Source organism: Streptomyces luomodiensis (assembly GCF_031679605.1).
GTDB classification, from domain to species: Bacteria; Actinomycetota; Actinomycetes; order Streptomycetales; family Streptomycetaceae; genus Streptomyces; species Streptomyces luomodiensis.
Genome location: NZ_CP117522.1, coordinates 8,080,325 through 8,100,520 on the forward strand (window position 1 = coordinate 8,080,325; position 20,196 = coordinate 8,100,520).

20 protein-coding genes are annotated in these 20,196 nt (G+C 69.6%); 15 read left to right on the forward strand and 5 right to left on the reverse strand.

The window, feature by feature from the left end; genetic code table 11:
* The first annotated feature begins 20 nt into the window (after positions 1-20).
* From PS467_RS34250 to PS467_RS34300, 11 genes are all read left to right on the forward strand, one after another.
* The gene (locus PS467_RS34250; protein WP_311038457.1) at positions 21-1,007 is read left to right on the forward strand and encodes a BtrH N-terminal domain-containing protein; all 987 of its coding nucleotides are present in this window, start codon (positions 21-23) and stop codon (positions 1,005-1,007) included.
* A gap of 52 nt (positions 1,008-1,059) precedes the next feature.
* Positions 1,060-2,388, forward strand: coding sequence for a DegT/DnrJ/EryC1/StrS family aminotransferase (locus PS467_RS34255; RefSeq protein ID WP_311038458.1), 1,329 nt, complete (start codon positions 1,060-1,062; stop codon positions 2,386-2,388).
* A gap of 5 nt (positions 2,389-2,393) precedes the next feature.
* Entirely contained in the window at positions 2,394-3,281 is an 888-nt protein-coding gene (locus PS467_RS34260) for a transketolase (protein WP_311038459.1), read from the forward strand.
* Positions 3,278-4,237: a transketolase family protein gene (locus PS467_RS34265; RefSeq protein WP_311038460.1), complete on the forward strand. Its 960-nt coding sequence runs from the start codon at positions 3,278-3,280 to the stop codon at positions 4,235-4,237. Before PS467_RS34260 ends, PS467_RS34265 begins: the two co-directional genes overlap by 4 nt.
* Positions 4,234-5,097, forward strand: a complete 864-nt coding sequence (locus PS467_RS34270) for a RimK family alpha-L-glutamate ligase (RefSeq protein ID WP_311038461.1) — start codon at positions 4,234-4,236, stop codon at positions 5,095-5,097. The genes PS467_RS34265 and PS467_RS34270 overlap by 4 nt, the downstream gene beginning before the upstream one ends.
* Positions 5,094-6,131 (forward strand): N-acetyl-gamma-glutamyl-phosphate reductase, encoded by a 1,038-nt coding sequence (gene argC / locus PS467_RS34275; RefSeq protein WP_311038462.1) that lies wholly within the window; start codon positions 5,094-5,096, stop codon positions 6,129-6,131. The genes PS467_RS34270 and argC overlap by 4 nt, the downstream gene beginning before the upstream one ends.
* 10 nt (positions 6,132-6,141) lie before the next feature.
* Complete coding sequence (locus tag PS467_RS34280) at positions 6,142-6,981, forward strand: [LysW]-aminoadipate kinase (RefSeq protein ID WP_311038463.1); 840 nt, start codon at positions 6,142-6,144, stop codon at positions 6,979-6,981.
* Complete coding sequence (locus PS467_RS34285) at positions 6,978-8,108, forward strand: M20/M25/M40 family metallo-hydrolase (protein ID WP_311038464.1); 1,131 nt, start codon at positions 6,978-6,980, stop codon at positions 8,106-8,108. Before PS467_RS34280 ends, PS467_RS34285 begins: the two co-directional genes overlap by 4 nt.
* The gene (locus tag PS467_RS34290) at positions 8,105-8,872 is read left to right on the forward strand and encodes a sulfotransferase-like domain-containing protein (RefSeq protein WP_311038465.1); all 768 of its coding nucleotides are present in this window, start codon (positions 8,105-8,107) and stop codon (positions 8,870-8,872) included. The genes PS467_RS34285 and PS467_RS34290 overlap by 4 nt, the downstream gene beginning before the upstream one ends.
* On the forward strand, positions 8,869-9,069 hold the full coding sequence (lysW, locus tag PS467_RS34295) for a lysine biosynthesis protein LysW (protein WP_268975574.1): 201 nt from the start codon (positions 8,869-8,871) through the stop codon (positions 9,067-9,069). Before PS467_RS34290 ends, lysW begins: the two co-directional genes overlap by 4 nt.
* Before the next feature lie 123 nt (positions 9,070-9,192).
* Positions 9,193-10,107 (forward strand): glycosyltransferase family 2 protein, encoded by a 915-nt coding sequence (locus tag PS467_RS34300; protein ID WP_311038466.1) that lies wholly within the window; start codon positions 9,193-9,195, stop codon positions 10,105-10,107.
* Positions 10,108-10,117: 10 nt separating this feature from the next.
* Here the strand turns inward: PS467_RS34300 and PS467_RS34305 are convergent, their stop codons facing one another.
* Genes PS467_RS34305 through arfA form a run of 4 tightly spaced genes read right to left on the reverse strand, consistent with a single transcriptional unit; the run spans position 10,118 to position 15,453 of the window.
* The gene (locus tag PS467_RS34305; RefSeq protein WP_311038467.1) at positions 10,118-10,822 is read right to left on the reverse strand and encodes a response regulator transcription factor; all 705 of its coding nucleotides are present in this window, start codon (positions 10,820-10,822) and stop codon (positions 10,118-10,120) included.
* Positions 10,819-11,961: a UDP-galactopyranose mutase gene (gene glf / locus PS467_RS34310; RefSeq protein WP_311038468.1), complete on the reverse strand. Its 1,143-nt coding sequence runs from the start codon at positions 11,959-11,961 to the stop codon at positions 10,819-10,821. Before glf ends, PS467_RS34305 begins: the two co-directional genes overlap by 4 nt.
* Before the next feature lie 43 nt (positions 11,962-12,004).
* Entirely contained in the window at positions 12,005-13,882 is a 1,878-nt protein-coding gene (locus PS467_RS34315) for a glycosyltransferase (protein ID WP_311038469.1), read from the reverse strand.
* A 53-nt stretch (positions 13,883-13,935) separates the two neighbouring features.
* Complete coding sequence (gene arfA, locus PS467_RS34320) at positions 13,936-15,453, reverse strand: arabinosylfuranosidase ArfA (protein ID WP_311038470.1); 1,518 nt, start codon at positions 15,451-15,453, stop codon at positions 13,936-13,938.
* A gap of 248 nt (positions 15,454-15,701) precedes the next feature.
* On the opposite strand from arfA, the gene PS467_RS34325 reads away from it, so the two are divergent.
* Positions 15,702-16,691 carry a LacI family DNA-binding transcriptional regulator gene (locus tag PS467_RS34325; protein ID WP_311038471.1) on the forward strand — a complete coding sequence of 330 codons (990 nt, stop codon included), beginning with the start codon at positions 15,702-15,704 and terminating at the stop codon, positions 16,689-16,691.
* 33 nt (positions 16,692-16,724) lie between these two features.
* Here the strand turns inward: PS467_RS34325 and PS467_RS34330 are convergent, their stop codons facing one another.
* Positions 16,725-17,741: a hypothetical protein gene (locus tag PS467_RS34330; RefSeq protein ID WP_311038472.1), complete on the reverse strand. Its 1,017-nt coding sequence runs from the start codon at positions 17,739-17,741 to the stop codon at positions 16,725-16,727.
* A 367-nt stretch (positions 17,742-18,108) separates the two neighbouring features.
* On the opposite strand from PS467_RS34330, the gene PS467_RS34335 reads away from it, so the two are divergent.
* From PS467_RS34335 to PS467_RS34345, 3 genes are all read left to right on the forward strand, one after another.
* Positions 18,109-18,483: a VOC family protein gene (locus PS467_RS34335; protein ID WP_268975582.1), complete on the forward strand. Its 375-nt coding sequence runs from the start codon at positions 18,109-18,111 to the stop codon at positions 18,481-18,483.
* Between the two features lie 70 nt (positions 18,484-18,553).
* Positions 18,554-19,156 carry a GTP cyclohydrolase II gene (locus PS467_RS34340; RefSeq protein WP_268975583.1) on the forward strand — a complete coding sequence of 201 codons (603 nt, stop codon included), beginning with the start codon at positions 18,554-18,556 and terminating at the stop codon, positions 19,154-19,156.
* Positions 19,146-20,192, forward strand: coding sequence for a glycosyltransferase family 9 protein (locus PS467_RS34345; RefSeq protein ID WP_311038473.1), 1,047 nt, complete (start codon positions 19,146-19,148; stop codon positions 20,190-20,192). Before PS467_RS34340 ends, PS467_RS34345 begins: the two co-directional genes overlap by 11 nt.
* Positions 20,193-20,196 lie beyond the last annotated feature (4 nt).

Sequence of the window (20,196 nt, forward strand, 5' to 3'; positions counted from 1 at the left end):
CCCAGTGGTACCGGGACCCGGTGAGCTGCCTGCAGTCGACACTGGCCACGGTGCTGATCCACGCGGGCGAGGACCCGCTGGCCGCCCTCGGCCAGGCATGGGAGTTCCGTTACCTGCCGGGGGATGTGCGGCCGGAGGAGTTCTACTGGCCGTGCCGCGTCCCCGGTGACCTCGCCCGCAGCGTACTGCCGTACCTGAAGGTGACGTCCCGGTGGCACGCACTGCACGCCTCCGATCCCCTCACGCCCTGGCAGGACGCGCTGGAATGCGGTGAGCTGCCGATCGTCGTCGTCGACAACTACCACCTGCCGTTCCGGCCCGCGTATCACGATGTCCACGCCGCCCACCTGCTGGTGCTCTGTGCCGTGGACCGCGACTCCGGTACGGTCCACGTCTCCGACGCCATGCCGCCCGCTTTCCACGGCACCCTCGCCGTCGAGGACCTGCTGCGCGCGTGCGATTCCCCCTGCCCACCCGACCACCAGGACAGATTCTTCAGCGGCCAACCCGTTGGCGGGCGCTGGCTCCAGGTCCGGCTGGACGCGCCGAGCCCACCGCTGACCAGGCAACGGCTGCGCGAGGTGCTGACGGAGAACCTGCGCGGCTTCACCCAGGACGGGGCCACCCCGGCATCCCACTGGGCCGGCCGGGACGGTCTGCGCCGCTACCGGGACCTGCTCGCCCACGCCGTACGGGCCGCGGCCGTCCCGACGCTCGGCGAGGTCTACACCCACGGCTGGAGCCAGCAGGCCCAGGCCGCCCTGCACGGGGAACTGCTGCGGCGGTGCGGTTTCGCATGGGAGCTGCCCCGGCTGGCCGAGGCCGGACGGCGGGTGGAGCACGTGGCGCACAGCTGGACGGCGGTACGGGTGTGCGCGGCTCACTGGAGCGCCTCGCCCCCGGGGCCGAGGAAGTCGCCGGAGCGGCTGCTGCGCCACTTCGACCGGCTCAGCCGGTCCTACGACGTCGCCCTGGCGGCGGTCGACGAAGCGGTGCGGGAGTTGTGATGACACGACCCGCGTCGCGCGACGTGACGAGCATGCGACCAGGGAGGGTGTAGTGAGTACCACGCAACGGCCGACGGGCACGGCCGTAGGCAGACGGGCGAGGCTCGCCGCGTTCGGCGGGACGCCGGCCGTGCCGCCGGGCGCACGCGACCTGCCCTGGCCGGTGATCACTGAGGAGGACCGGGCGGCGCTGTTCGCGGCCTTGGACGGTGGCCGGCTGGTGTCCAACACCGACGGACCGACCGCGGTGAGCGAACTGGAGGCCCGCTGGGCCGAGTTCTGCGGCGTCCCGCACTGCGTCGCCACCTCCAACGGCACGACCGCGCTGGCCACCGCGCTGTACGCACTGGGTGTGGGGCCGGGAGACGAAGTGATCGTGCCCGCGCTCAGTTTCATCGCCACCGGACTGGCCCCGCTGCACCTGTCGGCGGTGCCGGTCTTCGCCGACGTCGACCCGGTCACCATGACCCTCGACCCCCGGTCGGCCGCGGAGCTGATCACCGAGCGCACGGCCGCGATCATCCCCGTCCATCTGCACGGGCACCCGGCCGACATGGACGCCGTGGGCGTATTGGCGGCACGGCACGGTCTGGCCGTCATCGAGGACGCGGCGCAGGCACACGGCGCGATGTGGCGCGGCCGGCCCGTCGGCTCGCTCGGCGACTGCGCGGCCTTCAGCCTTCAGGTCACCAAGAACCTGCCCACCTGCGGAGAGGGCGGACTGCTCACCACATCGGACCCCGAGGTGGCCGAACGCGCCACGCTGGCCCGCCAGTTCGGCGAGGAGATGGTCCCCGGCAGGGAGCGCGACTACGTGAGCCGCATCCTGGGCTGGAACCACAAGATGAACCCGCTCCAGGCCGCGTTCGCGCTGTCCCAGCTCGACAGGTTCGCCGCGTACGAGGCCGCTCGGCAGCGCACCATCCCGCCGTTCCTGGCCAGGATCGCCGAGCTGCCGGGGATCACCGTGCCCACGGTCCACCCCGGTGCCACCCACGCGTGGCACATCCTGCGCTTCCGGTTCGATCCGGTGGCGGCGGGCATGGACGGGGTGAGCCCCGTGGGCTTCCGGCGCACCCTCCACCGGTTGCTGCGCGCCGAAGGCGTGCCGGTGTCCCGGTACCAGGTGATGCCGCTGCCCGAGCAGAAGGTCTTCACCGACCAGGCCGGCATCGGGCGCGGTCACCCCTGGACCGGCGCGCCACCGCCACCGAGCGCACCCCATCCGGTGGCCACCGGCATCGTCGAGGACTCGCTCACCCTCCAGCGCAGACATCTGCACCCGGCCGCGGGTGAGCTGCTGGAGCGGTACGCCACCGCGTTCGAGAAGGTCTGGCACCACCTCCCGACCGTCGAGTCGATGGCGAGGGCGGCGGCATGACGCCGATGGCGAGACCGGACGTACGGGAGGCCGCCGAGCATCCGCTGGAGCCCACCGCCGCCGGCCGTGCGGACCTGGAAGCGGTGTCGCACCGCATCCGCCATCACATCGTGGACATGTGCGCCACGCCGGAGGGCGGACACCTGGGCGGGTCCATGTCGGCGGCGGACATCCTCGCGGTCCTGTACTTCTCCGTACTGCGTGTCGACCCGGCGCGCCCACACCATCCGGACCGGGACATCTTCCTGCTGAGCAAGGGGCACGCGGCCATCGCGCTCTACGCCACGCTGGCCGAGCGCGGCTTCCTGCCGGTGGCGGAGCTGGGCGGCTTCGGGACCCGGCGGGGACGGCTGATGGGACACCCGGTGACCGCGGTGCCCGGCGTGGAGCTGCCGACCGGCTCGCTCGGACACGGCCTGTCGCTCGGCATCGGCTTCGCGATGGCCGCGCGCTGGGCGGGGAGCCGCCGCCGCACCTTCGTCCTCCTGGGCGACGGCGAGTTGCAGGAAGGCTCGTGCTGGGAAGCGGTGATGGCCGGTGCGGGACACGGCGTCGACAACCTGGTGGCCATCGTGGACCGCAACGGACTCCAGCTCGCCGGCGAGACCGACCAGGTCTGTCCGGCCGGACCGCCGGCCGAGCGCTGGCGCGCCTTCGGCTGGGAGGTGCGGGAGGTGGACGGACACGACCACGCGGCCGTGTCGGACGCGCTGGCCCGCACACCCTGGGTGCCGGGCAGGCCCAGCGTCGTCATCGCGCACACGGTGAAGGGCCGTGGGCTGCCGTTCCTCGCCGGAAAGCCGGCCGGCCACTACGTCACGCTCTCCGAGGAGAACCGCCAGCGGGCACATCGCATACTCGACATCGGCGCGCGGCGGGGAGGACGAGCATGAACCGGCCGGTCGCCACCCGTACCGCCTACCGCGACCATCTGATCCAGCTGATGCGCACCGACCCCCGGGTGGTCTGCGTGGACACCGACACCGGCCTCTTCGCGGGCGCGGACTTCGGTCCCGCCGCCGAGCGCTACCTGAATCTGGGCATCGCCGAGCAGAACGCCATGGGAGTCGCCGCGGGACTGGCCGCCTCCGGATGGCGGCCGTACGTCAACACGATGGCCGCCTTCGCCGCCAGCCGGGCCGTTGAGTCAGTGAAGATCGACATCGCGTACAACGGGTTGCCCGTGTGCGTCGTGGCCACCCACGGCGGCGTGGCCGCCGGTCACCTGGGCCCGACCCACCATGCGCTGGAGGATCTGGCGGTGATGCGGACCCTGCCCAACATGACGGTCCTGGTACCCGGCGACGCCGCGGCCACCGTCAGCCTGCTGGAGCAGGTGCGACACCGCTCGGGCCCCGCCTACGTCCGCCTCGGCCGGAAAGCCACCCAGCCCCTTCCCCGCACCGACGGCGAGCCGGTCGTGGGCGAGCTCCAGCAGATGCGCAGCGGAGACGACGTGGTCATCGTGGCCACGGGCCCGCTGCCCACCCTGCGCTCGCTGGCCGCCGCGGACGCGCTCCACCACCACGAGGACATCCACGTATCGGTGGTCCAGGCGCACACGCTCAAACCGTTCGACCCGGCCGCGCTGCTTCACACGGTCCTGACCGCCCGACTGGTCGTCACGGTCGAGGAGCACTGGCGCACCGGCGGCCTGGGCTCCACGGTCGCCGAGGTACTGGCCGACGCGTGCGGCCCACCCCTGGTCCGGCTCGGCTTTCCGGACGGTTTCGGGCACACCCCCGGAACCCAGGAACAACTGCTCGACGCGGTGGGGCTCACGGCGGCGGGGATCGCCGACCACATCCGGCGCGCACTGCGGACCGACAGGCGGAGGACGACGGTATGAGCGCACCAGTGGCCGGGGACGCGGTCGCCGTACTCGCCTCGCGGGTGGGCGTCGAGGAGAAGCGCATCCTCACCGAGCTCCAGCGCCGCGGCGTCTGCTGCGAACAGGTCGACGTCCGGACGCTGTGGACCGATACGCGGGCCCCCGCCGGACGGTGGCGACTGGCGATCAACCGGGAGATCGGCTTCTACCGCTCGGTCCACACCGCCCGCGCGCTGCAAGCCCAGGGAGTGCGGGTCTGCAACTCGGCCGAGGCCACCGAGGTGTGCGGGGACAAGTGGCGCAGTGCCCTGGCATTCGACCGAGCGGGCCTGCGGACGCCGCGCACCGTGCTCGCGTTGAGTCCGGACGCGGCACTGGACGCGCTCGACGCCATCGGCTACCCGGCCGTGCTCAAGCCCCTGGTCGGCTCGTGGGGCCGGATGGTCGCGTTCGTCCCCGACCGGCGGACGGGCCGGACCCTGCTGGAATACGTCGCCGCGCTGCCCCATCCCCAGTCCCGCGTCGTATGCGTGCAGGAGTACATCGGCGGCGGGCGTGAACTGCGGGTGCTGGTGGCCGGCGGCGAACCGGTGGCGGCGATGTGGCGACGCGGCGCCGACTGGCGGGGCAACGTCGCCCTGGGCGGTCGCGGGACGTACTGCGAACCGAGTGCGGACGTGGCCACGACGGCGGTTGCGGCGGCCGACTGCGTCGGCGCCGACATCGCGGGGGTGGACCTGATCGAGACCGACGACGGTGGCGTGCGGGTACTGGAGGTCAACCACCGTGTCGAGTTCGCGGGGCTCCAGGCCGCGGCGGCGGACCGGGTCGATGTCGCCGCACGCCTGGTGGACCACGTCCTGCGGGAGGTCCGATGAGTATCCGGGTGGCCGTCGTCGGAGGCGCCGGATACATCGGCGGCGAACTGCTGCGCCTGCTGCTGCTCCACCCGCGGGTCGAGGTCGCCGCGGTCACCTCCACGCGGCTGGCCGGCCGCCGGATCGACGGCAGCCACCCCAACCTGCGTGGCCTGACGGACCAGCGGTTCCTCGCCCCGGAGCACCTGAGCGACTACGACGTGGCCTTCCTGGCCATGCGGCACACCGAGACGATGGGCTGGCTCACCCGCCACAGTGGCCTGGCGAAACTGGTCATCGACCTGTCCGCCGACTTCCGGCTGCGCGATCCGGCCGTCTTCCAGCGCTATTACGGCCTTCCCCATGACACCCCCGGCGCGTTGGACTCCTTCGTGTACGGACTGCCGGAGCTGCACCGGGCCGAGCTGCGCGGCGCCGACCGCATCGCGGTACCGGGGTGCACCGCCGCGGCGGCCATCCTGGCTCTGCATCCGCTGGCCGCCGGTGACCTGATCACGGGCCGGGTCGTGGTGGACGCACGCACCGGTTCGAGCGGCGCGGGCGCCGGCGCGGGCGAGCAGAACCTCCACGCCGAACGCAGCGGCGCGATGCGGGTCTTCGCACCCGTGGGACACCGCCACGAGGCCGAGATCAGCCAGGAGACCGGGCGAACCGTGACCATGACGGCGACCGGGTTCGAGGCGGTGCGCGGCGTCCAGGTCGTCTGCCATGTGGCCCTGCGCGAGGGCGTGGACGAGATGGCGGTACGCAGGGCCTACCGCCACCACTACCAGGACGAGCGGTTCGTGCGCGTGGTGGCCGCGAAACGCGGCAACTACCGCTTCCCCGAGCCGAAGATCCTGTCCGGCTCCAACCTCTGCGACGTCGGCTTCGCGACGGGCACCGGCCTCGGCACAGCCGACGCGGCCATCGCCGTCGGAGCGCTGGACAACCTGATGAAGGGCGGCGCGGGCAACGCCGTGCAGTGCATGAACCTGCGCATGGGCTGGCCCGAAGAGCTCGGGCTCACGTTTCCCGGACTGCACCCGATCTGAGGAGGTGGCGATGGCGGAGCTCACGGTGGTGAAGTGCGGGGGACACACGGCGGTCGAGCCACGGGCGGTGTGCCGCGATCTGGCCTGGCTGCGCTCGACGGGCCACCGGGTGGTGCTGGTCCACGGAGGCTCGGTGGACATCGATCGGTTCGCCGACCGGCTCGGGGTACCGCGGCGCCGGCTGCGTGCCACGAACGGGACGGTGGCCCGGCACACCGACCAGGCCATGCTGGAAGTGGTGCAACTGGCCCTCGGCGGCGTGGTCAAACCCAGGTTCGTCAGCGAGCTGGCGAAAGTGTCGGTACCGGCGGCGGGACTGACCGGCATGGACGCGGGCCTGGTCCTCGCCCGGCGCAAGGCCGTCACACGGACCGTCGTCGACGGTCGCGTCGTGGTCGTCCGGGACAACCACGCCGGGCTCATCGAGCGCGTGAACACCCCTCTCCTGCGGCAGATGCTCGCCTCGGACGTGGTGCCGGTCCTCTCCCCACCCGCGATCACCGAGGACGGCGCCGCCGTGAACGTCGACGCCGACCGCATGGCGGCCGCCGTCGCCTCGGCCCTGTCGGCAACGAGCCTGATCATGCTGACGGCAGCCCCCGGCGTACTCCGCGATCCGCACGACGAGGCATCCGTGCTGCCGGTGTGCCACGTGGACGGCGGTACCGCCGACGCCGAGCTGGCGGGCGGCATGGCCGTGAAGGTGCACGCCGGGGAGCGGGCGCTGCGTACGGGCGTGCCCCGCGTGGTGGTGGCGGACGGGCGGCTGGACCACCCGGTACGCGCGGCGATGGAGGGTGGCGGAACCACCCTGAAGAGGGCATCCGACGGTGTGCGGAGGCATGGATGAACGGACGTCCCGAGGTCTCCGCGAGCGAGGCGACCGAGCTGTTGCGCCATATCGTCGAGATCCCGTCGCCGTCGTACCACGAGGCCGCGCTGGCGCGTTATCTGGTGGAACGCTTACGGAGCTGGGGCTTCACCGCCTCCGTGGACCCGGCCGGCAACGTGATCGGTGAGCTGGACCGCGGGCCGGGGCCGACCGTCCTGCTGCTGGCCCACATGGACACCGCCCCGGGCACGCCCCGGGTGAGATGTGCCGACGGCCGCCTCTACGGGCGCGGCACGGTGGACGCGAAGGGGCCGCTGGCGGCCATGGTGTGCGCCGCCGTCAACGCGCACTCCTTCCGGGGGCGACTGCGCCTGGTCGCGGCGGTGGAGGAGGAGACGCCGGGCTCGCGTGGTGCCACCGAGTACGTCCGCCGTGGCCACCGTCCGGACGCGCTGATCGTCGGCGAGCCGAGCGGCGTGGACACCGTGGTCCTGGGCTACAAGGGACGGCTCGACCTCCGGTACGACGTGCGCTGTCCCGCGGCACACCCGACCAGTCCGGAGCCGCGGGCGACGGAACTGGCGGTGCTGGCGTGGCGGTCGCTGCTGGAGATGCTCGGCCCCGCCTCCCATTTCGCCTTCGACCGCCCCGGCGTCACGCTCACCGAACTGAGCGGCGACCTGACGACCGCCTCGGCACACCTCACCGTCCGGACCCCGCCGGGCTTCGACGCCGACGCCTGTGCCGGGGAACTCCGGCAGCGGGTCGGGCGGGGCGAGGTGAGCGTCGTCCACGCGGTACCGGCGTGCCGGGTGCGGCGGACCGACCCGGTGGTCCGTGCGCTGACGCGCGCGATCCGCGGGCAGGACCTGCTACCGCGCGCCAAGGTCAAGACCGCCACCTCGGACATGAACACCGTCGCTGAGTACTGGGAGGTTCCGATGGCCACCTACGGTCCCGGTGACAGCCGGCTGGACCACACGGAAGACGAGCACATCGTGCTCGTCGAGTACCACCGGTCGATCGCGGTACTCGCCGAAGCGCTCACCGCGCTGCCCGCGTCCCTCCCGGCCATGCCACGACCCGCCCCGGGCGCGCAGGGGCCGGGCAGGGCGTGGGCGGCGACGCAGGGGCGGCTGTCATGACGCGGCCGCCGAGCGTCCTGGCGCTGTGGAGCGCTCCGCGGTCACGGTCCACCGCGTTTCTGCGCATGATGGTCGAGCGCGGCGACCACACCGTGCTGCACGAGCCGTTCTCCCATCTGCTCGACTTCGGTCACGCCACGGTCGGCGAGCGCGAGGTGCGCAGCGAGGACGAGCTCATCGCCGCGATCCGCCGGCAGGCCGCTAAGGGTCCGGTGTTCTTCAAGGACACCACCGACTTCCGCTACGAGGGACTGCTGGCGGACACGGCGTTCCTGCGCGAGGCCACCCACACCTTCATCGTGCGCCACCCGGCACCGGTCATCGCCTCCCACTACGCCCTGAACCCCGATGTGGGCCGGGACGACATCGGCTTCGGCCGGCTGGCGGAAATCTATGACGCGGTACACGCGGCCACCGGAACCGAACCGGTGGTGATCAGCTCCGAGGAACTGGTGGCGGACCCGGCGACCACGGTGCGGGCATACTGCGACGCCGTCGGGCTGCGGTTCGCCCCGGCGGCCATGTCCTGGCAGGCCGGCCTGCTGCCGCAGTGGCAGCGGACCAGCCGCTGGCACGAACACACCAGCCGCACGACCGGTTTCGCGGACGTGGGGACGAGCTATCCGGACACGGTGGACAACCACCCTCTCCTGCGTGACTTCTTCCAGTACCACCTGCCGTACTACCAGAAGCTGTATGAGCGTCGGCTGACCCCGAAGAACGGAAATACCGTGCACGACCAACGCAAGGCGGTGGAGAAATGACAACGGAAACCATGGATCAGTCGGACAGCGTGAAGCTGGACTGCCCGATGTGCGAAAGCCCGATCCGGTACCAGGACACCGTGGTACTCAACGAGATCATCGAATGCGGCGAATGCCGCAGCGAGCTCGAGGTGGTCAGCGTGGACCCGCTCCTGCTGGCCCTCGCTCCGGATGTCGAGGAGGACTGGGGAGAGTAGCCGGCTCCCCCCACACGACATGGGGATCGGCCGATCGGTGTGGGCCGGAGCGGTCCGGCCCATCCCGATCGGCGCGTCCCGCACACCGCATCGGCATGACAGCGACAACCACAAGGAGGAGCCATGACCGTCGCGGCCCTTGTCGTCTCGCACAACAGGTGCGACCTTCTGAGGAAGTGCCTGTCGGCGCTGCTCGCGCAGACTCGGCCGCTGGACGAGATCCTGGTCGTCGACAACGATTCGAGCGATGGCAGCGTCGACATGGTGCGCCGTGAGTTTCCCTCCGTCACGGTGGTGCGGAGTCCGACCAACATCGGCGGCGCCGGCGGCTTCTCGCTGGGGGTCGACACCCTGCTCGGGCATGGCCACAGCTTCGCCTGGCTCATGGACGACGACGCCGAGCCGAGGGAAGACGCCTTGGAGCCGCTGCTGTCCGCCATGCACGCCACGGGGGACAAGCCCGGCTTCGTCGCGTCGACGGTACTCGCACCCGACGGAACCAAGATCCCCAGTCACATTCCGCTGCGCATACCCGTGGCGGAGAACCATGGACTGCCCACGCCCCCCGACACCTACCCGGCGGCGCATTCGACCTTCGTGGGCGTGCTCATCAATCTGGAGACGGCCGGCAGCACCTACCTTCCCATCGCCGACTTCTTCATCTGGTGGGACGACTCGGAGTACACCTCCCGGCTCCAGACCCTCGCCGGCGGACTCGCCAGCACCACCAGCATCGTGGTGCATCCGGACAAGCCGGAGTGGAAGGACCTCGGTCCCCGTCTGCGTTTCGATGTCCGCAACCGGATCTGGATCCTCAAGCACCGTCGACTCGCCTCCGCCCGGGGCCGGGAACGCGCCGCCGAGGCGTTCTGGACGGGAATCTGGTCGCAGGCGAAGAACGCCCGCCGGAAGGACCGGTTCGTCCGGTACCTGGTCCAGGGCCTGTGGGAGGGCGTCTTCACCCGGCCGCGGCCGGTGCTCCCGGCCCGTCGTACGGCGAACGACAGCCCATGGACGGAATCGGGCAGCCGCCCGTGAGGTCACCCGCTCAAGCCGACGGGGTATACGACGTCGATCCCGCGCATACCCCGTCCAGCGGACTGACGATACCGGCCCGGAACGCGAAGGAGACGAGCTCGGCCCGGTCACGCACATGCAGCTTCTGGCGGATTCTGTACAGGTGGGTGCGGACGGTCGACGAACTGATGAACAAGGTGCGTGCGGTGTCGTCCAGTGAGTTGCCCAGGGCGAGCGTCACCACGATTTCGCGCTCCCGGCGGGTGAGTATCTGAGCCCGCACTTGGAGCACGCGGTCCACGATGGCCGTCCTCGCCCTGAGCCAGTTGATGAGATCACCGGCCAGGGACGGCATCACGTAGATGTCCCCGTTCGCCACCGCCTCAACGGCCCGGATCATCTCGACCGAATCGGCGTCGCCCGCGATGACACCCCGGACTCCGGACTCGAGCAGAGCGTTCGTCGCGGCGGCGGTCGTCTCGTGGGAGACCGCGAGCACCGGCGGGCAGACCTCGCTGTCGGCCCCGAGCCAGCGCATCACCTCGCCCATCTCACCGCTGGTCGCCGAAAGGTCGGCGACGACGAGGTCCGAGTGCGTGGTCCGCCAGACGGCGAAGCTGTCGCGGGGATCCGTCGTGACGTCCACGACCGACACGCGCGGCGCCGCACTCAGCATGGTGCGCAGCCCCTCGCGGGTGATCGCTCGCGGTGCGCAGACAACGACCTCGATACTCATGAGCGGAGGCGTGTGGCGAAGCGCGGCAGAAGGTGGTTGTCAAAGAGACTCAGCGCCGAGCCGATGGCCATATGCATGTCCAGATACTTGTAGGTGCCGAGGCGTCCCCCGAAGAACACATCGGGCTCGCTCCGGGCCAGCTCCCGGTAACGGGAAAGGATCTTCCGGTCGTTCCGCGAATTGATGGGGTAGTAGGGCTCGTCCGAGCGCTCGGCGAATCGTGAGAACTCGCGCATGATCACCGTCTTGTCGGCAGGGTAGTGATCCCGCTCCGGATGCAGGTGCCTGAACTCATGTATCCGGGTGAACGGCACGTCCGGATCCGCGTAGTTCACGACCGAGGTGCCCTGGAAGTCACCCGTTGCCCGCACCTCGGTCTGGAAGTCGAGGGTGCGCCATCCCAACTCGCCTTCCGCGTAGTCGAAATACCGGTCCAAGGGACCGGTGTAGACAATGGGAACGCCGGGCGGCACCTCTTTCCGGTGCTCGAAGAAATCGGTGTCGAGCCGTACCTCGATGTTCGGGTGGTCGGCCATGTTCCGCAGCCAGGCGCCGTACCCGTCCTTCGGCAACCCCTCGTAGGTGTCGGAGAAATACCTGCCGTCGAATGTGTAGCGCACCGGAAGCCTGCCGATGATCTCGGCAGGGAGGTCGCGCGGGTCGGTTTGCCACTGTTTCGCCGTGTAGTGCCGGATGAATGCCTCGTAGAGGGGACGGCCGATCATGGAGACGGCCTTGCCCTCGAGTGTGTGGGGATCGGCCGTCTCGGCCGCTTGTTCCCTGATCAGGGCGCGTGCCTCATCCGGCGCCAGCACTCTGCCGAAGAAACTGCAGATGGTGCCGAGATTGATGGGCATGGAGTAGATCTTGCCGCCGTGCACCGTATACACGCGGTGCTGGTAATCGCTGAACTCGGTGAACCGGTTCACATAGGTCCATACTCTGTCATTGGACGTATGGAACAGGTGCGACCCGTAGCGATGCACCTCTATTCCGGTTTCCGGATCGGCCTCGCTGTATGCGTTGCCTCCGATATGGGAACGGCGTTCCAGCACCGTGACGCGAAGGCCGAGCTCGGCAGCGCATCGCTCGGCGATAGTGAGGCCGAACAGTCCGGATCCGACAACGAGTAGGTCCATCTCGATGCTCCATCCCTCCGAGCGATCACAACGACTGGTGCGTTCAGGGCCGGCGCAGCGATTCGAGCCGTCGGCGATGTCGCCGGTACGTCGATCGCATCCGGGGGAACGCGAGGGCGAGCCTGCCGTGGCTGGTCAGCGTCTGGACCAGAAGCCTGCGAAAGACATCCGGCCGACGTTCTCTGCGGGTCCAGTGAGATCCGTCGGGGCTGGTGACCGTCGCGCCACCGAGAGCGGCCAGAACGTGCCATGCCGCCTGGTCGGTGGACAGGCGGGGGTGTCCGCCGGCGGTATGTCCGCCGGAGACGGGAAGACAACCCCGGACGAGTTCCGCCACCAGGCGCAGGACGGACGCTCCGGAGGTTCCGGGCGGCTGTGCCACCTGCCGGGGAAGGTCCCCGGCGCCGTCGTCGTGGGTTTCCTCGGTGACCTCGACCGGCCCGGCCACCGGTGCGAAGCGCTCGTACACCCGCGCCGCGCGCTGCCTGGCGGTGGGCAGCGACGACGACAGGGCGTCGGGGCCTGCCAGGAAGTCCCGGATTCCGGCGCTGCGCAGGGCGACGTTCCAGTACTGCATGCTCACGAGGTGGCGGAGGGTGTCCATCAGATGAGCACCGAAGAGCACGGGGAAATGCGACAACCGCCCGTGCAGCGCCGCCGTCACCATCCTGTTGCGGCTGTGGAAGTACGTCTGCCAGTTGTTCTCCTCGTCCTTCTTCCACCAGGGCTCGTGCCAGACCGCGATACCGGGAACGGAGACGGTGGGGAATCCCCGGCTCTTGGCTCGCAGGCCGTACTCCACGTCGTCCCACTTGAGGAACAGCGGCAGGGGCCCGCCGACCTGCTCCGCCACCGTCCTGGGGATGACGCAGGTCCACCAGCTGTTGTAGGAGACGTCGATGCGCCGGTGCAGCCACGGTGTGGCACGGAGTGGGTGTGCCGAGAAGTCGTGGTCGTACTCCGAATGCGCCGGCTTCAGCCAGGTGAAGGCGCGCCGGTCGATGAGTTCTCCCATGACATAGAGCTGTGACGGGATCTCCCGATTCAGCATCTGTCCGCCGACGAGCAGCGGACGAGCGGCGTAGCGCGCGAACGCGATGCCACGCAGCACACAGTCCGGCTCCAGCACGATGTCGTCGTCCATGAAGACGATCTGCTCGCACTCGGGTTCGTCCAACGCGCGCCGCATCACCTGCGCGTATCCTCCGCTGCCGCCCAGGTTGGGCTGGTCGACCACGAGAAGCTGCTCGCCGAGGTCGGCTGCCAGGTCTGGGAACCCCGGCTGCGCGGTGACCTTGTCACTGCCCTGGTCCACCACCACCAGTCGCTTGACCACGGCCCGCAGCGCCGGATGGCCGGCCACCACCCGCATGGTCGCCAGGCAGTCCCGCGGGCGGTTGAAGGTCGGCATCCCGACGACTGCCGCGGCCCGGCCCGGTGCCGGGGTCAGGGCGTTCCACGATCCTCGCAGGAGCCGCGCCTCCTGCTGCCCTTGCGGGGCGATGTCGAACCAGTACCAGCCGCCGTCGTCGAAACCCGCCAGCGGCAGCTCGATGTGAACGTCGCCCTGGCCGCGGTGCCGGATCTCCGCCGCCACGTCGGCCTCGCCGTCGGCGGAGGAACGGTGCACCGTGACCACCACGTCCCCCACCAGCGACAGGCTCAGGCGCACCCGGTCCAGAATCGACCAGCGGGCCCAGTAACCCGCGGGGAACGCGTTGAGATAGCCGCAGAAGGACACCGTGTCGCCGCCTGCGAGCGCCATTCCCTCCCGGGAGGCCGCCGTCGGCCCTCCCGAAGTTTCCAGCAGCAGGGACACATGACCCCGTTCTGCCTGGTCGCCGGGGAGCAGGACGCGTTGCAGCACGGTGTCGGCCTGCTGTCGCGTCACAGGGCTGCGGGGCGGGCGGTACGTATCCATGTCTCAGTCCTCCCGGGTGGCCGTGCGCGGCGCGTCCAGCACACGTCACTGGCTCATGGAGCGGCTGGAGCGAGGGTGATGAGGTTCCACGAGACGGGGGGAAGGGTCTGCCGGCAGTTCCCCGCCTCGGCCGAGGTGATCGGGAGGTCTCGCGGTCGCACCCGCAGCGGGTTCTCAGGGGTGTTGACGGCCGAGGTGTCGTCGTCCGCCAGCGCCTGGTGTCCGGTGACGGCCAGCCGGCCGAAGCCGGTGGCCGTGCCGTGCAGAGTGATGGGCTGCCGGCTTCGGTTGACGGCGAACAGGGCGATACCGCCGTCGGTCTCGTCGTGCGTCGCCACCACGTCCACGGCGGGGACGGGGCCGAACCTGTCCGTGTCGATCGTCGGAGCGCTGAGTTCGGGCCGCAGCACATCGCCACGGGCGTGGCGGGCGGTGAGGGCGAACGGATGGAAGATCGGCTGTTTCCAGGCGGACGTGGCGCCGAACGTCCTGATCGGCGCGATGACGTTGACCAGTTGCGCCTGGCAGGCGATACGCACCCGGTCGGCGTGGCGCAGCAGTGTCATCAGCAGGCTTCCCGCGACCACGGCGTCCCTGACCGTGAAGTCGTCCTCGATGATGGCGCGGGGGCCGTCGGACATCGACGACCACTCGTACGGCTCCCGGAACCGGGACTGGTACCACACGTTCCATTCGTCGTACGCCAGGTGGATGCGGCGCTGCCGGCGCTGGCGTGCCCGTACGAAGTCCACCGCCGCGATGACATCCTCGATGTGCCGGTCCATGGCGCACGCGGAGGCCAGGAAGGACTGCTCGTCGTACTTCTCGGGGTCGTAGTACTGGTGCAGCGACACGTAGTCGACGTGCTCATAGGCCGCGTCCAGGGCCTCGGCTTCCCAACTCGCGTACGTGGACATCGTCATGTTGGAACTGCCGCACAGCACCGTCTCGATGCTGCTGTCCACGAGCTTCATGGCCTGAGCCGCCTGGCCGGCCACCTCGCCGTAGGAACGTGCGCTCCGGTGCCCGACCTGCCAGGACCCGTCCATCTCGTTACCGAGACCCCACAGCCGCACCCCGAACGGGTCGGCCGCGCCGTTCTTCTGGCGCAGCTCGGCCAGTGTGGTCCCCTTCGCCACGTTGCAGTACTCCACGAGAGCGGCCGCTTCGCCAGGGCCCCGGGTGCCCAGGTTGACCACCATGTACGGGTCCACCCCGGCGCGGTCGGTCCAGTCCATGAACTCATGGAGCCCGAACGCGTTGGTCTCAACGGTGCGCCATGCCAGGTCGACCGTGCGAGGACGGTTCTCCAGCGGACCGACGCCGTCTTCCCAGCGGTGGCTGGAGACGAAGTTCCCGCCGGGGTAGCGGATCGTGGTGGCCCCGAGTTCCCGGGTCAGCTCCAGTACGTCGCCCCGGAAGCCCGTGTCCGCCACCGCCGACGGGTGTCCGGGGTCGTACACACCGCCGTAGACGCCACGGCCCATGTGCTCGATGAAGGATCCGAAGATGCGGCGGTCGATAGCACCGATACGGAAGTTCTTGTCGACTCGTACGGTCGCCGTTGTCATGACCATCCATTCTCGAACCGCGCTGGTACCTGGTTCAGAGGATTCGCAGTGGGCGTTACTTCCGTCCATAGCTGATCAACATCAGGATGCTGCACGACCACAACCTGACGGAAGAAGGTGGCGGTGTGTCCGTCACGGACGGTACGGTGTCCGGCGGTCTCCCGTGACCGGGCTGGTCAGCGTCGTGTGAGTCGGGAGGGAGAGATGTGACGCCACGCGGTCGCGCGAGAAGTGTCACCATCAAGGACGTGGCGAACCTCGCCGAGGTTTCCCCGAAAACCGTGTCCAACGTGGTCAATGGGTATGTGCACGTGAGCCCGGTGACGAGAAAGCGGGTTCAGCGGGCCATCCAGGAGCTCGACTTCCGACCGAACAGATCGGCCCGGAATCTGCGCCGGGGCAGTACCGGCATCATCGGGATCATCGTCCCCGAATTACCTATGTCCTACTTTGCCGAACTCAGCCGGCAGTTGCTCATGGCGGTCGAGGAGCACGGCCGTACCTTGCTCATCGAGCAGACCCTGGGGGACAGGCGGCGGGAGGAGGCGGTCATCGACCATCTCGGCGACCGGTTCGTCGACGGGGTGGTGGTGAGCCCGCTCGCTCCGCACGGCCGCGCGTTCGCCGGGCGCGCGGACATGCGGTTCGTCTTCATCGGGGAACGCCCCAGCGGCTGTTCCGCCGACTATGTGGGCATCGACAATGTCGCGGCCGCCCGGGAAGCCGTCACCCATCTGGTACGCGGCGGCCGGCGGCGCATCGCGGCCATCGGCATCCAGCCCGAGCCGTGCACCGGCACGCCATTACTGCGGCATACGGGTTACCGCCAGGCGCTGGCAGCGGCCGGGCTGCCGGTGGACAGCCGGCTGGAGAAGGGAACCGCCCGCTACCACCTGCGCGAGGGGGCGCAGGCGATGCGCTCGCTGCTGGAGGAGCCCGACGCGCCGGACGCGGTGTTCTGCTTCAACGACGCACTGGCTCTGGGGGCGTTACGGACGCTGCACGAACGCGGACTGCGGGTCCCCGACGACGTCGCCGTCATGGGTTTCGACGACTTCGAGGCCGCGGAGTTCAGCACGCCGAACCTGAGCAGCGTCGCCTCGGACAAAGCCGCCATGGCCCGCAGCGCGGTGCGTCTGTTGCTGGAACGGATCGATGTGCCCGACCGGCCGGCCAGGGAGATTCTGATCGGGCACACCCTGCGGATCCGCGAATCCACGGAGGGCGGATTGTCCTAGCTCACGCTCCTGACCCGTTTCAGATCACCGTGCTCAATCACGGCCGGCCATCAAAAACCCCGCCTGCAACCGGCTTTCCGCACCGACCTGTTCGACCAACTCGGCGATGTGCCTGCGGCACGTCCGTACCGATATCCCGACCCGACGGGCGATCACGCCGTCGCGAGCGCCCTGGACGAGCAGATGGAGAATGCGGCGCTTGACCTCGTCACCGGTCAGCGCCTCGGCGTCGAGCTCGGCCTGCTCGGCCGGCGACACCGCCTCCGACCAGTGCTGTTCGAAGGCGCCCCGGAGCATGTCCAGCACCGTGGTCTGCCGGACCACGACCGCGCTGCCCGCCCGGCCTCCCGCGGCCGGGATGAACGCGGCATGCTCGTCCAGGACCACCAGGGGCCCCGCCACCTGGGGCACGACGCGCACCTGCGCTCCGGCACGGGCGGCGGTCGATGCGCAGCGCCGCGCCGCCCAGTCGTCGTCCAGCACCTCGGCCGCGCACACCGCCCGCACCCGCACACCGCGCTTGGACAATGACGGGGTCTCCGCCAGCACCTGGTTGAGCAGACCGCCGAAGCCCTCCGTCCCGGCGTGCAGCAGCAGCACTTCCCGTACGCTGCCCTCGGCGATCTCGCTGACCAGCAGGTTGATCCCGACGCCCTCCGGAATCATGCCGATGGTGTCGCTCCCGCGCCGCATATGTCGCTTGCGGTGCCGCCGGTACATGGACATCAGCCTGCGGAAATCGTCGTTCAGCCGGTCCGCCTCATCACGGAACTCCACGATCTGCTTCTCCAGCGGGCCCACGATGTTCGCCGCTACGGCATCCGGCCTGCCCGCGACCAGCCGCCCCTTCCCGTCCGTGTGCAGCAGCCGCAGCCGCAGGAGCCGTTCCAGACATTGGTTGAAGAGGGGAACACTCAGTCCCAGCTGCTCGGGAATCGCGTCGACTTCCGTGCGTCCCCGGTCGAGGACCCATCGATAGACGACCCAGCTAATGTCGTCCAGAGTGGAAATGACGCGTGGATCACTGTGCCCCCGTTCCGCACCCGGCACGACACCACCTAGTTCCTCTTGGAGAGACAGCGCGGCCTCCGGTTTCCGCCTACCGACGCTGAATCGTTACCCGCATAACTAGTTGGCAAATCCAGGGATCGGCCGCCCGCCCCGGACCCGGCGCCCGTCCCAATAGGCGTGATCTTTGGACCGTCCACCGCGACCGCGATAGTGGAACGGCTGATTCCGGGCGGTTTGCGGGAGGTATTCCCACGGTTTGTGCCTCCGGATCATCGTCCGCGCCGCGTCCGGTGGTCGTCATGTTGAGGCAGTGCAGCATGGTGACGGTACCCCGCCCTAGACGCGCACATCACGGCTCATAAAGATTGCCCCTAGCCTCAACGCAGCCGTCCGAGGGGGGAATCCCGTGGTAGGAGTGCGTCTCGACCACCTTCGGGTCGATGTCAAAGACATCGACCGGGCCGAACGGTTCTACTCGGAGGCATTGGGACTGCGGCGGATCGTCCGGTATGAAACCGAGAATGGTGTCATCCTGCAGATGGGTCCCGGCGGAGCACCACCCGGAGTCGAGCTGTGGTTCGAGCACGGGCTGGAGCCCCGCCCGAGTGCGACGGAACACCTGGCGTTCGCCGTCGACGACGTCCGCGGCCTGCTGGAACGCGTCCGCGCTCTCGGCTACGAGGTGGAGAGGGAACCGTGGCAGATCGGTGACGAGACCGTCGCCTTCGTCCGCGATCCCGACGGGCATCTGGTGGAGTTCAACGATTTCGTCGGCCGGTGACTCGACGAACCGCACTCTCACGCGCGCATCCGGCCGGGCACGGCTCGTACGCATCGTCAGGAGATGATCAGTGATACTGGCCAGTACCGTCCTGCAAACCGCACACGGCACCTTCGATGTCGCCACGCACGGCGCGGACGGCCCGGAGCGGTGCCTCTCCATCTCTCAGGGTGAGCTCGGAAAGGACGGCACAGCCGTTCGGCTTCACTCGTCGTGCGTCTTCGGCGAGGCATTACTCGCCTGCGACTGTGACTGCGGGCCGCAATTGGCCACCGCCCTCGACGAGATCAACCGGCGCGGCGCGGGCCTCGTGGTCTACCTGTATCAGGAGGGCCGCGGCGCCGGGCTGGACCTCAAGATCCGCGGCATGGAGCGGCAGCGCTTGGAGGGCATCAATTCCTACCAGGCGTATTCCTCGCTCGGCCTGCCACGCGACCTGCGCGACTACTCCCTGGCGGCAGTGGCGATGAAAGACCTCAAAGTGTCCAAGAACGTCACCCTGCTGTCGAACAATCCCAGCAAGCGCGGGGCGATGGAGAAACTGGGGTACCGCATAGTCGACCAGGTGGCGATGTCCTACCAGGTGAGCCGGCGGGCCTATGACTATCTGCTGATGAAGCAGAGCGAGGGCATGCACACCCTCGATTTCGACAAGATCGACTTTGTCGACTGAGCCCGCGGCGGGCCGCCTGTACATCGTCGACTTCACCGGTTTGGGCAGCGCCTGTCTGGCAGTGCCGGTGCTGCGCGGCATGGAGGAGGCGAATCCACGGGTCCGCTACACCTACCTGGAGAACGCCCTGCTGCGCGACCCGGAACTGCTGGACGCCGCCGGCCTGCGTGGCCTGGTCGGTCTGGCGCCGTCGCGATGGCGACGGTTCGACCGCTCGGACTGGACGGACATCGCGGAGTTCATCGAACGACACCGATTGGACACCGTGGTGAACTTCCGTAATCCCGACCTCGCCGTCGACGGACGGTACGCGGAGTTCCGGGACTGGTGCGGGCGCAGCGGGCTCCGGCTGCGCTGGCACGATCTGTACGAGGTGGACGACGTGGGCCCGCTGCACGTCCGGGAGCGCATGGCGAGGGTGCTCGCCGCCGCCGGGCTCACGGTGGCGCCCGCACCCGACGAGTGGCTTCGCGGACCGGCACCGCCCCCTCGCGGACACCGCGACCAACCGCTCGTCGGCCTGTTCAGCAGCGCCAGCTCGACCGCCAAGCGCTGGCCGACCGACCGGTGGCTGGGCCTGGCCCGCGAACTGGCGGCGGACGATGTGACGTTCGTGGTGCTGAGCGGCTCCGGCGGTGATGAGCTGGATCTCACGCTCGATCTGGCCGAGCGGCTGGCGGCGGTGGTCCCGCGGCACCGCCTGGTCCTCGCCCCGGCGGGAGGTGTGCGTGAGCTCGTGGCGCGGCTGAGCACGCTGTCGGTGCTCGTGGCCAACGACACCGGCGTCGGCCACGTCGCCGCGGCGTGCGGCACCCCGGTGGTGTCCGTTTTCCTGTCGACCGACGCACGGGTGTGGCGGCCCCGGTCCCGCACCGCCGTGGCCGTACAGAGCGCGGTGGGCGCGCGCTGCCCGAACCAGCGACCGCTCCAGGGCAACTGCACCCGTCACTACGACACCTGCGACGCGCCGTGCCACCTGGACCTGCCCCCCGAAGTGATCGCGAAAGCCGTGCGGAATGTCCTTCCCGCGCAGTGAGGGA

Excerpts from the sequence above, each read along its gene's own strand:
- lysW (WP_268975574.1), top strand. The coding sequence starts at position 8,869 with ATGACAACGGAAACCATGGATCAGTCGGACAGCGTGAAGCTGGACTGC.
- glf (WP_311038468.1), bottom strand. The coding sequence starts at position 11,961 with ATGGACCTACTCGTTGTCGGATCCGGACTGTTCGGCCTCACTATCGCC.
- PS467_RS34280 (WP_311038463.1), top strand. The coding sequence starts at position 6,142 with ATGGCGGAGCTCACGGTGGTGAAGTGCGGGGGACACACGGCGGTCGAG.
- PS467_RS34315 (WP_311038469.1), bottom strand. The coding sequence starts at position 13,882 with ATGGATACGTACCGCCCGCCCCGCAGCCCTGTGACGCGACAGCAGGCC.
- PS467_RS34270 (WP_311038461.1), top strand. The coding sequence starts at position 4,234 with ATGAGCGCACCAGTGGCCGGGGACGCGGTCGCCGTACTCGCCTCGCGG.
- PS467_RS34290 (WP_311038465.1), top strand. The coding sequence starts at position 8,105 with ATGACGCGGCCGCCGAGCGTCCTGGCGCTGTGGAGCGCTCCGCGGTCA.
- PS467_RS34285 (WP_311038464.1), top strand. The coding sequence starts at position 6,978 with ATGAACGGACGTCCCGAGGTCTCCGCGAGCGAGGCGACCGAGCTGTTG.
- argC (WP_311038462.1), top strand. The coding sequence starts at position 5,094 with ATGAGTATCCGGGTGGCCGTCGTCGGAGGCGCCGGATACATCGGCGGC.
- PS467_RS34260 (WP_311038459.1), top strand. The coding sequence starts at position 2,394 with ATGGCGAGACCGGACGTACGGGAGGCCGCCGAGCATCCGCTGGAGCCC.
- PS467_RS34305 (WP_311038467.1), bottom strand. The coding sequence starts at position 10,822 with ATGAGTATCGAGGTCGTTGTCTGCGCACCGCGAGCGATCACCCGCGAG.
- arfA (WP_311038470.1), bottom strand. The coding sequence starts at position 15,453 with ATGACAACGGCGACCGTACGAGTCGACAAGAACTTCCGTATCGGTGCT.
- PS467_RS34300 (WP_311038466.1), top strand. The coding sequence starts at position 9,193 with ATGACCGTCGCGGCCCTTGTCGTCTCGCACAACAGGTGCGACCTTCTG.
- PS467_RS34265 (WP_311038460.1), top strand. The coding sequence starts at position 3,278 with ATGAACCGGCCGGTCGCCACCCGTACCGCCTACCGCGACCATCTGATC.